11 protein-coding genes and 1 other RNA gene are annotated in these 14,055 nt (G+C 53.4%); 5 read left to right on the top strand and 7 right to left on the bottom strand.

Translation table 11 applies throughout. From position 1 onward, the window contains the following. Window positions 1-16: 16 nt before the first annotated feature. The 3 genes from sufB to AC3ITF_RS11770 all read right to left on the bottom strand — a co-directional run bounded on the left by sufB (window position 17) and on the right by AC3ITF_RS11770 (window position 3,255). Window positions 17-1,504, bottom strand: coding sequence for a Fe-S cluster assembly protein SufB (gene sufB, locus AC3ITF_RS11760; protein ID WP_096757217.1), 1,488 nt, complete (start codon window positions 1,502-1,504; stop codon window positions 17-19). An 8-nt stretch (window positions 1,505-1,512) separates the two neighbouring features. Beyond that, window positions 1,513-1,881 (bottom strand): Fe-S cluster assembly scaffold SufA, encoded by a 369-nt coding sequence (gene sufA / locus AC3ITF_RS11765; RefSeq protein WP_115258631.1) that lies wholly within the window; start codon window positions 1,879-1,881, stop codon window positions 1,513-1,515. A gap of 498 nt (window positions 1,882-2,379) precedes the next feature. Then, entirely contained in the window at window positions 2,380-3,255 is an 876-nt protein-coding gene (locus tag AC3ITF_RS11770) for a LysR family transcriptional regulator (RefSeq protein WP_115258632.1), read from the bottom strand. Window positions 3,256-3,377: 122 nt separating this feature from the next. Between AC3ITF_RS11770 and AC3ITF_RS11775 the strand changes: the two genes are divergently transcribed. Continuing rightward, a complete protein-coding gene (locus AC3ITF_RS11775; protein ID WP_117343022.1) occupies window positions 3,378-4,229 on the top strand; it encodes a Vmh family MBL fold metallo-hydrolase in 852 nt (283 codons plus the stop codon). A 68-nt stretch (window positions 4,230-4,297) separates the two neighbouring features. On the opposite strand, the gene AC3ITF_RS11780 is transcribed toward AC3ITF_RS11775, so the two are convergent. The 3 genes from AC3ITF_RS11780 to ydiJ form a co-directional block, all read right to left on the bottom strand. After that, window positions 4,298-4,486, bottom strand: coding sequence for a YdiH family protein (locus tag AC3ITF_RS11780; protein WP_135912127.1), 189 nt, complete (start codon window positions 4,484-4,486; stop codon window positions 4,298-4,300). A gap of 77 nt (window positions 4,487-4,563) precedes the next feature. Then, window positions 4,564-4,974 (bottom strand): 1,4-dihydroxy-2-naphthoyl-CoA hydrolase, encoded by a 411-nt coding sequence (menI, locus tag AC3ITF_RS11785; RefSeq protein WP_096757221.1) that lies wholly within the window; start codon window positions 4,972-4,974, stop codon window positions 4,564-4,566. Further along, entirely contained in the window at window positions 4,971-8,027 is a 3,057-nt protein-coding gene (gene ydiJ / locus AC3ITF_RS11790) for a D-2-hydroxyglutarate dehydrogenase YdiJ (protein ID WP_489175680.1), read from the bottom strand. The genes menI and ydiJ overlap by 4 nt, the downstream gene beginning before the upstream one ends. A 213-nt stretch (window positions 8,028-8,240) precedes the next feature. Between ydiJ and ydiK the strand changes: the two genes are divergently transcribed. Both ydiK and rprA read left to right on the top strand, forming a co-directional pair. Further along, the gene (gene ydiK / locus AC3ITF_RS11795) at window positions 8,241-9,350 is read left to right on the top strand and encodes an AI-2E family transporter YdiK (protein WP_117343020.1); all 1,110 of its coding nucleotides are present in this window, start codon (window positions 8,241-8,243) and stop codon (window positions 9,348-9,350) included. Between the two features lie 185 nt (window positions 9,351-9,535). Then, window positions 9,536-9,643: antisense sRNA RprA (gene rprA, locus AC3ITF_RS11800), an RNA gene on the top strand. Between the two features lie 3 nt (window positions 9,644-9,646). Here rprA and AC3ITF_RS11805 read toward each other — a convergent pair. After that, window positions 9,647-12,022, bottom strand: coding sequence for a glycoside hydrolase family 3 N-terminal domain-containing protein (locus AC3ITF_RS11805; RefSeq protein ID WP_135912129.1), 2,376 nt, complete (start codon window positions 12,020-12,022; stop codon window positions 9,647-9,649). A gap of 272 nt (window positions 12,023-12,294) precedes the next feature. Between AC3ITF_RS11805 and AC3ITF_RS11810 the strand changes: the two genes are divergently transcribed. Both AC3ITF_RS11810 and AC3ITF_RS11815 read left to right on the top strand, forming a co-directional pair. Next, window positions 12,295-12,651, top strand: a complete 357-nt coding sequence (locus AC3ITF_RS11810) for a YdiL family protein (RefSeq protein ID WP_135912876.1) — start codon at window positions 12,295-12,297, stop codon at window positions 12,649-12,651. Window positions 12,652-12,698: 47 nt separating this feature from the next. Next, window positions 12,699-13,910: an MFS transporter gene (locus AC3ITF_RS11815; RefSeq protein WP_411509006.1), complete on the top strand. Its 1,212-nt coding sequence runs from the start codon at window positions 12,699-12,701 to the stop codon at window positions 13,908-13,910. The last annotated feature ends 145 nt before the right edge of the window (window positions 13,911-14,055 follow it).

Here is a 14,055-nt window from a genome sequence, read left to right on the forward strand (position 1 = left end):
GTGCTTTCCTTAAATTTTAACCGACGCTGTGTTCAAGGCTGATGGCGAGAAGTTTTTGCGCTTCAACAGCGAACTCCAGCGGCAGTTCAGAGAACACGTCTTTACAGAACCCGTTGACGATCATCGAGATGGCGTCTTCTTCGCTGATACCGCGCTGCAGACAGTAGAACAGCTGATCTTCACCAATACGTGAGGTGGTGGCTTCGTGTTCAAGCTGGGCGCTGTTGTTGCGACACTCTACGTACGGGAAGGTGTGCGCCCCGCAGTCCGCACCAATCAGCATCGAGTCACACTGGGTATAGTTACGGGCGTTGGTGGCCGTCGGCATGATTTTTACCAGGCCGCGATAGCTGTTCTGGCTGTGCCCGGCGGAGATCCCTTTCGAGATAATGGTCGATTTGGTGTTCTTGCCGATGTGGATCATCTTGGTGCCGGTATCGGCCTGCTGATGACCGCTGGTCAACGCAACGGAGTAGAATTCGCCGATGGAGTTATCGCCGCGCAAAATACAGCTGGGGTATTTCCAGGTGATGGCCGAGCCAGTTTCCGACTGGGTCCACGACATTTTGCTGTTTTCGCCTTCACACAGTGCACGTTTGGTCACGAAGTTCAGAATGCCGCCGGTGTTGCCATCGCCAGGGAACCAGTTTTGCACCGTCGAGTATTTCACTTCAGCATCTTTGTGGATGATCACTTCCACCACCGCCGCGTGCAGCTGATAGCTGTCGCGCACCGGAGCAGAACATCCTTCAATGTAGCTGACGTAGCTGCCTTCATCCGCCACCAGGATAGTGCGTTCAAATTGCCCGGTTTTTTCCGCATTAATACGAAAATAGGTGGAAAGCTCCATTGGGCAGCGTACGCCTTTCGGCACATAGATAAACGTACCGTCTGAGGCAACCGCCGCATTCAGCGCGGCAAAGAAATTGTCGTTGCCCGGCACCACCGTGCCGAGATATTTTTTCACCAGTTCCGGGTGATCATGAATGGCCTCACCGAACGAGCAGAAAATAATGCCTTGCTCAGCCAGCTTTTCACGATAGGTGGTCGCCACCGATACCGAGTCAAAAATGGCATCGACCGCCACTTCTCGCCCTTCACGTACCGGCACGCCAAGTTGTTCGAAAGCGTCCTCAACCTCTTTACTTAAAAACGCATTCGCGCCCGTTTGCTGTACCGCTCCCGGCTCTGAGGCGCAGGTCTCATCGCAGTTGCCGCAGGAAGGTGCGGAGTAATAGCTGTAATCCTGATAATTCAGCTTATCGTAATGCGCTTTTAACCAGTGCGGCTCCTCCATCGTCAGCCACGCCTTAAACGCATCCAAGCGAAATGCCAGCATCCAGTCCGGTTCGTTGCGTTTCGCGGAAATCGCCCGCACGACCTCTTCATTGATGCCCTTCGCCAGTTCATCAGTTTTTAGTTGGGTGAAGAATCCCTCTTTATAATTGAGGTGTCCGCCAGCCCAGGTGTTGACATCGTCAGTTGCTTCAGTGTTACGCGACATAGTACCGCCTATACCCCAAAACTTTCGCCACAGCCGCATTCGTTCTGGGCTTTCGGGTTATGAAATTTAAATAACTGATTTAATCCTTCACGAACAAAATCGACTTCGGTTCCGTCAATAAACGGCATCGCCTGTAACGGCACATACAGCCTGGCGCCATCGGTTTCGAACACCAGATCGTCTTTTTCCGGTTGGCTGACGGTATCCAGCACATAGCCAAACCCCGCACATCCTGTTTGCTTCACGCCTAACCGCACGCCCAGCATATCGGGCTGTTTTGCCACCAGTTCACGAATATGCGCCGCTGCGGCTGGCGTTAACGTCAACCCACGCCATGCAAAATCGTTCGGATTAAATGTTCCTGAATGCAATTCCATAGGGTTACCTCGAGTCATTAACCTGCACGCTACAACACCATGTTAGTGATAATGATTATCACTTCAACCCCTGTTCAGCAGGGGCATTCGGGTTAACCGCCATTTTTGGTTACTTTTATTAAGCATAGACCCTGCGGCGAGGGTTTACAGAGAGGGATTATTTTGTTCAATGCTTTGATAAATAATGGGTTACAAACCGTTAATCGTTCAGCAAGGTAAAACGCAAAAAGATGTATAGAAAATGTCTATTTAAGAGATAGGGGAAAGACGGAGAAATAGAGGTAACCGCGTGCAAAACAGCGCAGACAGACAATAAAAAAACCCTTAAGGCTGCTCTATTAGCAGGCTTAAGGGTTCCGACCCCATCCGGCGCTTATCTCCGGCACTCACGATGGCTTAGCTCTTGAAGGGGCGATAAGAATAGTCTCACGACCTGACGCCGTGTTTTTAACACAAACTGCGGTTTGTCTGATTTACAGGCAGACGCAGCTCACATATTCAGACCAGAATCTCATGCAGGGCATCCAATAGCAGACGCAGCCCTGCCGGTTGATGCTCACGAGACAGGTATAAGCCGTAAATTGGCAGACGTCGCGGCTTGAGTTGGGGCAAAAGCCGGATCAACTGGCCGCGTGCCAGCCCTTCACGCGCCTCTTGTTCCGGCACCAGCGCAATACCCATACCAGCCAACGCCGACTCACATAATAGCGCAGAGATCCCCGCGCTGAGATTTCCCTTTATCGCCACCGATACAGCGTTGCCCTGCTCATCATCAAAGTGCCATGATTTTCCGGCAAACCCGCTGTAGTAAAGGCAATTATGCTGGGCGAGACAGTCCAGGGTTTGCGGAATGCCATGCTGGCGCAGGTAGTCCGCAGAGGCGCATAACACCGACTCACAGTCACCCAGACGACGGGCGATAGTACCCGGTTCAGGATTATCCGTAATGCGGATCGCCGCATCAATACGTTCACCGACCAGGCTCACCGGTTGATTGTTAATCTCAACCTCAATGCGCAGTTCAGGGAAACGCGCCAGAAAAACGGGCAGTACCGGCGCCAAAATATGCATCGCAGTAAAATGCGCGCAAGCCACACGTAGCGTGCCGGAAGGAATCTCTGCTGCGCTGGCGGCGCTGATATCCAGCGACAGCTGCGCCAGCGAGCGCGTCTTCACTAACGCCTCTTCCCCCGCGGGCGTAATAGTCAGCCGACGCGATGAACGGTGGATTAACCTTGCACCCGCCCATTTTTCCATCTCGTCGAGGTAGCGACTGACCATCGGACGGGAAAGCCCCAGCGCGCGCGCCGCGGCGCTCAGGCTGCCCAAATCGCAGATGTGGTTAAACACCGTTGCCGCCATGACTCTGTCCATTGCATCCCATCCGATCGTTTTATGAAACTCAGCATGTCCTGATAGAGGAATTCTAACAGATATAAATATCCGTAAAATAAAGAACAAGAAAAAGACATTTCATCTGCAAAAGGTAATCCCCCATGAAAGTGAACGCCCTGGCCCTGCTGTTACCTCTGTTTGCCTCGCCGGTATTCGCCGCACCACTCCAGCTTGACGTCTACAATCCCCAGGAAAAAGCTATTTTCCCGGTATCCTCAACGCTGGTGTCCGGCCCGAAAGAGGCCATTTTATTTGATGCGCAATTCAGCACCAAAGACGGTGAAAAGCTGGCGCAGATGATTCGCAACAGCGGCAAAAAACTGCAGGCCATCGTGATCACCTCTGGCGATCCGGATTTTTATTTTGGTCTGCAGCCGATTGTTAACGCCTTTCCCGAGGTAAAGATTTTGGCAACACCGCACGTCGTGGAGCACATTCGTGCTACCAAAGATGCCAAACTGCAGTTTTGGGGCCCGCAGATGAAAGACGGCGCACCAACGACGCTCATCGTGCCGCAGGTCACGACGCAGACACGCTTTACCATTGATGGTGAAACGCTGGAACTGCGCCGCTCAAATGATTACGCGGCCTATGTCTGGATCCCGGCTAACCGGGCGATCCTCGGCGGCACCGGCGTGGCTTCCGGTATTCATGTCTGGACTGCGGACACACAGTCTCCTGAACAGCGTCGCGCATGGCGCAACGTGCTGAGCGAAATGCAAACCTTACGCCCAACCGAGGTGATCCCCGGTCACTACATCGGCGAACGCCCGGCAGGCGATCAAGCGATCCGCTTCACCGGTGATTACTTGCACGCTTTTGAGCAGGCGCTGGGCGCAAAAAAAGGGTCTGCATATGTGATTAAAACGATGAAGGCGGCATGGCCAGGGCTTGCGGACGACAGCTCGCTGGAGCTGAGTGCGAAGGTCAATACCGGGGAGATGAAATGGTAAACCCGATTTAAGGCAAAAAATAACCCCGAACAGGTGTCGGGGTTTTCATCACGATAAGCATACTGGAATCAATGAACGCCGTGCCGCCAGGCAAAATAGATTTCTTCTTTGAGTTCAGTCGAAGAAAGCGCCAGTAAATCAGCAAACTCCAGCTCTAATTGTTTCAGTCTTTTCAGGTACTGAGCCGGTGAAAGATCGCTGTTATCACGACGTATAAATTCTATTGCCAGTTGGGCCGGGTCTAATTGGGTAGACATATCATCCTCGCTTGTGTTCAAAACCTGCACAGTATAGCACCTTTCCCTGCGCAGATAATGACCAAACGCAACATGCGTCACAAAATAGCGGTCGTCAGACGCGAGGTACAGCATAACCGTCCCTGCTCATCGAAGATTTCGATTTGCCAGACCTGATGACGAGAACCGGTATGCAGCGCGCTGCACACCCCTCTCACTCTCCCTTCCCGCGCGGAGCGGATATGGTTGGCATTGACCTCAAGACCCACCACTTTTTGATCACCTTGAGTGCATAAATAGCCGGCCACCGAGCCAATGCTTTCGGCCAGCACCACCGACGCGCCACCGTGTAACAGGCCAAAAGGCTGTTTGGTCCGGTGATCCACCGGCATTGTGGCTTCCAGCGTATCGTCACCAATGTGCTCAAAACGAATATCAAGCAGACCAACCATATTTCCCTCACCCATGGCATTGAGCGCCTCGAGTGAAACTTCACGTTTCCAGATCATCCAATAATCTCCAGCAGTGCCTGTAATGGGTGGCGAACGCCCGTGCCTTCCACGCGTTTCACCTGGCTGCGACAAGAATATCCCGCAGCCAGACAGCGATTGCGCGGTAGTCTCTGCATCGCCTGATGCCATGATAGCTCATAGATGCCCAGCGAGTTCTGGTGATTCTTCACTTCATGACCGTACGTGCCCGCCATGCCGCAGCACCCGACACTGACGTTTTCCAGCTGCGCGCCAAATTTGGCAAAAATGGCCGCCCACTGCGCTGGCGCACCCGGCAGGGCCGTTACTTCGGTGCAGTGTCCAAAGAAATACCACGGCTCACCCGCAACAGCGGCAGGCTGCTGAGAGGCCAGGACAGTTGACAGCCACTCGTTCACCAACAGTACATGGAAGTCTCCACGCTGATCGCCAAGCGCCAGCTTGTATTCATCGCGATAGCACAATACCAGCGCCGGATCGACGCCGACCATTGGGATGTTCAACGTCGCCACCCGATTGAGAAATTCAGAGGTCTTTTTCGCCGTTTTGGCAAAACGGTTTAAGAAGCCCTTAATGTGCTGCGCCTTGCCATTAGGCGAGAACGGTAGCAGGACCGGCTGTAAACCGAGTTTTTCCACCAGGCGGATAAAATCAGCTACCACCTGCGCATCGTAATAGCTGGTGAACGGATCCTGGACCACCAGCACAGTGCGGGCTTTCTGTTCCTGACTCAATAGCTCGAGCTGTTCCAGCGTCATATTGGCGGAGCGGTGCCCGACCAGCTGACGTTGTAACGACGGCGCGGACAGTAGCGGCAAATCCACCATGCCAATATGCTTTTTGGCCAGCGTACGCACCAGCGGCTGGTTAATGAAGAAGTTGAATGTTTTTGGCGCACGCGCCATTAGCGGCGCATAGCTTTCGACGGTTGCCACCATGTGATCGCGCAGCGGGCGTAAATAACGCGTGTGGTACAGTTGCAGGAAGCGAGAGCGGAACTCCGGGACGTCAATTTTGATCGGGCACTGCGTGGAACACGCTTTACACGCCAGACAGCCGGACATCGCCTCTTTGACTTCGTGCGAGAAATCGTACTCCCCCTTGCGCGCATGCCAGCTGTTACGCGTGCGGGCAATTAACGTGCGCAAGCTGGCACCTTTTTCCGGTAACTCTTTTTCCAGACGAACCGGATCAATGCCGCGGTCAGCCAGCAGGCGTAACCATTCCCGTACCAGCGTTGCGCGTCCTTTGGGGGAGTGAATTCGGTTCATGCTGATTTTCATCGACGGGCACATGGGGCTGTTGGCATCGAAGTTAAAACATAACCCGTTGCCGTTACACTCCAGCGCCCCACGCCACTCCTGCCTTACGGCCAGTGGGATCTGGCGATCGTAGGTACCGCGTTTAACCGCATCGACTTTCATCATCGGCGCATCGACGCCTTCCGGTGGGCATATTTTACCAGGGTTCAGTCGGTTTTGCGGATCAAACGCCGACTTAACCTTGCGCAGTTCACCGTACAATTCATCGCCAAAGAAAGCCGGACTGTACTCCGCGCGGAATCCTTTGCCGTGTTCGCCCCACAGCAGGCCGCCGTATTTTGCCGTCAATGCCACCACGTCATCAGAAATGCGTTTCATCAGCACTTCCTGCTGCGGATCGCACATGTCCAGCGCAGGCCTGACGTGTAACACCCCGGCATCCACGTGACCAAACATGCCATAGCTCAGGCCGTGGCCGTCAAGCAGCGCGCGGAACTCCGCGATATAATCCGCCAGATGCTCAGGCGGTACGCAGGTATCCTCCGCGAACGGAATCGGCTTGGCGGCCCCTTTTGTATTACCCAGCAGACCGACGGCTTTTTTGCGCATCGCGTAGATACGCTCCACGCCCGCCAGCTCAGTACACAGCTGCCAGCCAATAACGCCAGCTTCCTGACGGGCAATTAAACCGTCCAGGCGTTCACACAACGCGCTGACCTGCTCATCAATCAATGCTTCGTCGTCACCGGCAAACTCGACGATATTCAGTCCCAACATCTCTTTATTCGGTACATCGGTAATCAGTTCGCTAACCGAATGCCAGACAATGTCTTCGCGTGCCAGATTCAGCACCCTGGAGTCCACGGTTTCTACCGACAGCGCGCGCGCGTCAACCATTACCGGGGCATTGCGCAAAGCGGAATCAAATGTGTCATATTTGACGTTGACCAGCCGCCGCACTTTCGGCAATGGCGTGATATCGAGGCGAGCCTCGGTAATAAATGCCAGCGTGCCCTCGGAACCGGTGAGGATGCGGGTTAAATCAAACTCGGTCATCTCATCGTTAAAGACGTGCCGCAGATCGTAGCCGGTTAAAAACCGATTCAGCTTCGGAAACTTATCCACGATCAGCTGACGATTTTCGCGGCAGCGCTGGTAAACGGTCTTATAGATGCGCCCGATGGTGGTATTGGTGTTACCGAGCATTTCAGCCAGTTCCACCGGCATCGGCTGCGTATCAAGGATATCGCCGCCCATCAGTACCGCACGTACGCCCAGTACGTGGTCGGAGGTTTTACCGTATACCAACGAGCCCTGTCCGGACGCATCGGTGTTGATCATCCCGCCAAGCGTTGCCCGGTTACTGGTCGACAATTCTGGTGCGAAGAAATAGCCGTACGGCTTTAGATACTGGTTAAGCTGGTCTTTTATCACCCCGGCTTCGACCCGTACCCAACCCTCCCGCGGATTGATTTCAATAATGCGGCTCATATAACGGGACATATCCACGATAATGCCCTGATTCAGCGCCTGACCATTGGTACCCGTGCCGCCGCCGCGCGGGGTAAAAATCAACGAGGAAAAGAGAGGTTCTGCCGCCAGACGGGCGATCAGCGCCACATCCGCCGTTGAACGGGGAAAAACCACGGCATCAGGAAGAAGCTGATAAATGCTGTTATCTGTCGACATTGTCAGGCGATCGGCATAGCTCGTTGCCGTGTCGCCCGTAAACCCTTGCTGCTCCAGCGCCTGCAAAAAATTAAGCACCAGTTGAACGACACCAGGTGCCTGAGAAATTTGTGGAATCATTATAGTGACCCTTTCCTGCGGTCTGTGTTGTGAATTTAATCGTTTGCGTGTTGCTTTGTTTGTTGTATCACATTTTTTTCTAATACGCCCGGCAGATTTAAAGGCAGAATCTGGCTGTTAAAAACCGCTGAAATTGCTCATCATTATAGGGTGGGGTTTTAGCGTTCACGTCGCGTCAACGTCCTGACGTACAGAAAAGGTGAAAAAGTATTTATGGTAAATTTCCGTCAGCCCAGGGATATCGCACAAGTGCTGCTCTCGGTGCTGTTTTTAGCCATCCTGATTGTGGCCTGTTTGTGGATAGTGCAGCCCTTTATCCTTGGTTTTGCGTGGGCTGGAACCGTGGTCATTGCGACCTGGCCTATCTTGATACGCATACAAAAATTGTTATGGGGACGCCGTTCTCTGGCCGTGCTGGTAATGACCCTGCTGCTGGTCCTTTTGTTTATCATTCCCATCGCGCTATTGGTCAACAGTATTGTTGATGGCAGCGGACCGTTGATCCATGCCGTAACCGCGGGCGATATGACGTTGCCGGACCTGGAGTGGCTGAACAGTATTCCATTAGTGGGCGCCAAAATTTATGGCGCATGGCACAGCCTGCTGGATATGGGCGGCGCGGCAATTATGGCCAAAGTGCGTCCTTATATCGGTTCCACAACGACCTGGTTTGTTGGTCAGGCCGCGCATATTGGTCGCTTTATGATGCACTGTGGCCTGATGCTGCTGTTCAGCGCCCTGCTCTACTGGCGCGGCGAGCAGGTGGCATTAGGGATTCGGCACTTCGCCTGTCGCCTGGCTTCTAAGCGTGGTGATGCTGCTATTTTGCTGGCGGCACAAGCGATCCGCGCGGTGGCATTGGGTGTGGTCGTCACCGCACTGGTGCAGGCCGTTCTCGGGGGTATTGGTCTGGCGGTAACGGGTGTGCCGTACGCCACGCTGCTGGCGGTGTTGATGATCCTGTCCTGCCTGGTGCAGTTGGGTCCTCTACCGGTGCTAATCCCGGCCATTATCTGGCTGTACTGGACGGGGGACTCCACCTGGGGCACGGTGCTGCTGGTCTGGAGTGCCGTGGTCGGCACGCTGGATAACGTAATCCGCCCGATGCTGATTCGTATGGGCGCCGATTTACCGCTGATCCTCATCCTGTCGGGTGTCATCGGCGGGTTAATTGCCTTCGGCATGATTGGCTTGTTTATCGGCCCAGTGGTCCTGGCGGTATCCTGGCGTCTGTTCTCTGCTTGGGTGAACGAAGCCCCGGCTCCAGGTAACGATCCGGACGAAATCCTCGAAGAAATCGCTGAAATCGAAAACAACAAATAACCCTGAAATCAGGCGGCATCGCCGCCTGATTGTTTAACGCTGCTTATTGATGCTTCAGCACTCATTGCCCCAATCCCACGCCTCCTGCCTTAAAACTCTCATTTGTGTCGCAATTTCTTTACAGTTTTTAAACTATTGAGATGAATCTGATCGACGTAAAAAATCGACATGCCTACTATTGTCTCAAGGCTTTAGATCAACACATTGATTTATAAGCATGGAAATCCCCTGAGTGAAACAACGAATTGCTGTGTGTAGTCTTTGCCCATCTCCCACGATGGGCTTTTTTTTAACATTTACTCGCAGCTCACCACGCAACGGCTCATCATCTGCCATTTCTTCGGCATAATCTGTAGCGTACCAACCACATTGACCGTCGTGCTCGCCCAGATGTTCGCAGATGAATTCCCGACCATCAGGTCGAACTCGCCAGGTTCAACCACCCGTTTGCCATCCCGGCGGGTGAAGTTAAGCATATCCACCGGCACATAAAAGGTCAGCGTCGCGCGTGCACCGGGCTCCAGCGTGAGGCGCTGAAACGCTTTCAGCTCTTTAACGGGGCGTACCATCGAAGCCACTTTATCGTGGACATACACCTGCACCACTTCACTTCCCCTGCGCTCGCCACGGTTACTTAACGTTACCTGCAAAGCAATCTCGCCTTCCACCGGGACATCCTTCGCCAGCGCTGCTACCTCCTCACAGGCAAAATCGGTCCAGCCTTTGCCGTAGCCGAAGGGATAGCGGGATCCAAAGTGGAACGCAAACGGCGTTCCGCCGCTTTTCAGTTTGTGATTGTAGTAATAGGGCATAGCACCTGCGCTTTTCGGCACGCTAACCACCAGCCTGCCCAGCGGCTCAGCCCGTCCGGTCAGCACATCGGCAATAGCCCAGCCACCTTCCTGACCCGGCGCCCAGGCCACTAACAGTCCGGCGACATGGTCCTCCAGCCCCTGCAGGTTGTATGGCCTACCGCCTGTCATCACCACAACAACCGGTTTACCCGTCGCCACCAGAGCCTCCAGTAGTTGTTGCTGTACACCCGGCAGAGTGAGGCTGTCTGTATCCGAGCCTTCTCCCACCGTGCCGCTCTGGAAAAGTCCGGCCAGATCGCCGACACAGACCACCGCCACATCGTTGCGACGGGCGACGGCAACCGCTTCAGGAATCAAACGTTGGTCAGTGGAAACCGGGGAGGACTGCATCGGTTTGCCACTGCTGTCACCGGGAAACACCGGTGCGCCCGCCAACCGTTTCTCTATGATATGACAGCCCTTCGCATAGTCGATATGGTCATCGCCCAGATAGTGGCGCAGCGCGGCCAGCGGGGTCGTCACCTGCACGGCGCTGTCAGCCATATCGCTGATGATCAGATGCACCGGGAAGCTGTAACCACTGAGCAGCGCCAGCGGGTCGTCCGCCGTGGGGCCGATCACCGCAACGCGCGGTCTGCCCTGCAGCGGCAAAATACCGTTATTTTCCAGTAGCGTTATCGAGCTAGTGGCAACATCACGCGCTGCCTTGCGTGCCTCATCGGACTGTAGGTCAATCGCGGACACATCGGTATACGGCTGTTCGAACAGGCCAAGACGGAATTTCTCCGTCAGGATGCGGGAGACAATCTCATCGACTTTGGTCATGGTCATCAGTCGACGCTCAACCGCCGTAGCTAAATGGCGGGCGCAGTCGTCTTTCGGCAACTCAACGTCCAACCCGGCATTAAAGGCCAGCGCTGCAGATTGCGCAGCATCATGCGACACGCCATGATGCTGATGCAGCAAACTCACACCACCGTAATCCGCCACAATAATCCCATCAAATCCCCATTGCTCGCGCAAAACGGTGGTTAACAGATAATTGTCACTGTGCCCCGGCTGGTTATCAATATCATGATAGGCAGGCATTACCGATCCGGCATTGGCCAATTTAACCGCCATCTCGAACGGCAGCAGGAAGGTATCGTTAAGCTCACAGAATCCCAGATGCACGGGCGCATGGTTGCGCGCACCTTCGCTGAACGAATGCCCGACATAATGCTTCAGCGTCGCCAGCACATCGCGTTTTTCGCCCTGTAAGCCCTGCACATAGGCACAGGCCATTACCCCCACTAGCCATGGATCTTCACCAAAGGTTTCTTCCGTCCTACCCCAGCGGACATCGCGTGAGACATCCAGCACCGGTGCCAGCCCCTGGCGGCATCCGGTTGAACGCGCCTCCAGGCCAATCTGCCTGGCGGCACGCTTGACCAGTTCAGGATCCCAGGTTGAACCGTAGTTCAGCGACGAGGGAAACAGGGTGGCATCTTTACATAACAACCCCACCAGGCACTCCTCATGAAACAGCGCGGGAATGCCCAGTCGCGTCTCTTCCACTAACATCTTTTGTAAACGATTCGCCGCCCGCACGCCCGTTTTTGCCTCAACGATATGGGTACCCAGCGGGCGCGTAATCTGTCCAACACCCATTTTCAGTCGCTCGGTGAGTGCTGCCTGACCGCTCACACCGGCAAACTCGTCACTCATGTCGCTGCGTTCCCGATGGTCGCCCTTTTCAGATAGCACCAACCAGTAAGCATGCATTTGTGCGAACTTCTCTTCAGGTGTCATGCGCGCCAGCAAATCGGTCACGCGTTCGTGCACCGGCCGTTTTGCATCCTTGTAAATACTCATCATTGTAACTCCCCTCTCTCCATCAACCATTGCTCTGACAAGTATCGAGAGGCGCGACAACGTGAACAATTGCGGAAATAGCCAGTGGGATTACGTTATTTAGTTAATGTGATCGGCCGCAAGGGGTGATTTACTCGCGACCTGAAAGGCCAATCACCGTCGTATTCACAGATTAATAACAAATAATATTGCACAAGATACTGTGACTCTCTTCAAGTTGAAATATTCGCAGTAATGTTATTACTACTCCACCGTTTTTATTAAGTGATGACATGATGAACGCATTCGAATTGCAGGCATTCCGCCACCTTTTTGCGCTATCGATTGAAGAAAGTGCGATTTATATTGCAGGTGATGGCAATGTTACCGCCTGGCAACAATGGGAAAATGGTGATCGTGATATACCAGAGAGCATTGTACAGCGCTGTGCAGAAATGAAAACAAAGCGCAAAATGCGAATTAATGCCATCATCGAAAAAATCAACAATCGTATTGGTAATAATACGATGCGTTTTTTCCCCGACCTGATGTCTTTTCAGGCGGTCTATCACAACGATAATTTCCTCGACTGGAAAATTTATCAATCGACGGCAGTTGAACTTTTTGCCCATGATCTCGAGCGTTTGTGCTAGGAAACTGCGACGCCACACCCTTTAGCCTCTTCGCTGAGTAACACATTATGAAAAATACCTATTTCGCCACTGCGATAGGGCTGTACCTTAATTATCTGGTACACGGTATGGGGGTCATTTTGATGAGCCTCAATATGTCCTCACTGGAACAACAGTGGCAAACCAATGCGGCAGGCGTGTCGATTGTCATTTCTTCTCTCGGCATTGGTCGATTAAGCGTCTTATTACTGGCGGGTTTACTCTCCGATCGCTATGGGCGCAGGCCGTTTATCCTGCTCGGCATGACCTGCTATCTCTGTTTCTTCGTGGGTATTATCAATACGCACAATATTTACATTGCCTACGCGTTTGGTTTTTTAGCCGGGATGGCGAACAGTTTTCTCGATGCGGGAACATACCCCAGCCTGATGGAGGCATTTCCCCGCACACCCAGCACCGCGAATATTCTGATTAAAGCCTTTGTCTCCAGCGGCCAGTTCCTGTTGCCGATGTTCATCAGTCTGTTGGTGTGGGGTGAATGTTGGTTTGGCTGGTCCTTCCTGCTGGCGGCAGGCATCATGATTTCCAACGGCATATTTTTATTTCGCTGCCGATTTCCTGCGCATCCGGGACGCCAACCCACCGTCAAGGAAGCACCCGAAACAACGATGGCTACGCATCGTTGTTCCCTGATCGATCTTGGCAGCTACACCCTGTACGGCTACATCTCAATGGCCACCTTTTACCTGGTGAGCCAGTGGCTGGCTCAGTACGGTCAGTTTGTCGCTGGCATGTCCTATACGTTATCCATCAAGCTGTTGAGCGTTTACACGTGCGGTTCGCTACTGTGCGTGCTGATCACCGCCCCGCTGGCGAGGAAGGCCGAACGCGCACCGACGCTGTTAATGCTTTACACCTTCATCTCGTTTATTGCTCTGCTGGCGGTCTGCCTGCACCCTACACCAACGGTGGTGATCGCGTTTGCTTTTGTCATCGGTTTTTCATCTGCTGGCGGCGTGGTGCAAATCGGGCTAACGCTGATGGCGGCGCGCTTCCCGCATGCCAAGGGTAAAGCCACCGGGATCTATTACAGTGCGGGCAGTATTGCCACTTTCACCATTCCCTTGATTACGGCAAAACTCTCACAATCCAGCATTGCCCATATCATGTGGTTTGATACCGGCATGGCTGCCATCGGCTTCTTGCTGGCACTGTTCATTGGTTATCGCAGCCGCATGGCGACAAAGTATCCATTAAAAATGGCGCCACTCGCCGAATAGCACGGATGCAATATTGTTCCCCCCGTCTGCAAAATAATTTGCGGACTATTTAAAACAACAGCAAAACGGCAACAGGAAGAATTAATTTCACACTTTGCTATGCAATATACCTGGTCACTTAAGCGTCATGCTATGTAGGTACAGC

This window comes from Citrobacter sp. KH_055_1 (assembly GCF_057838705.1).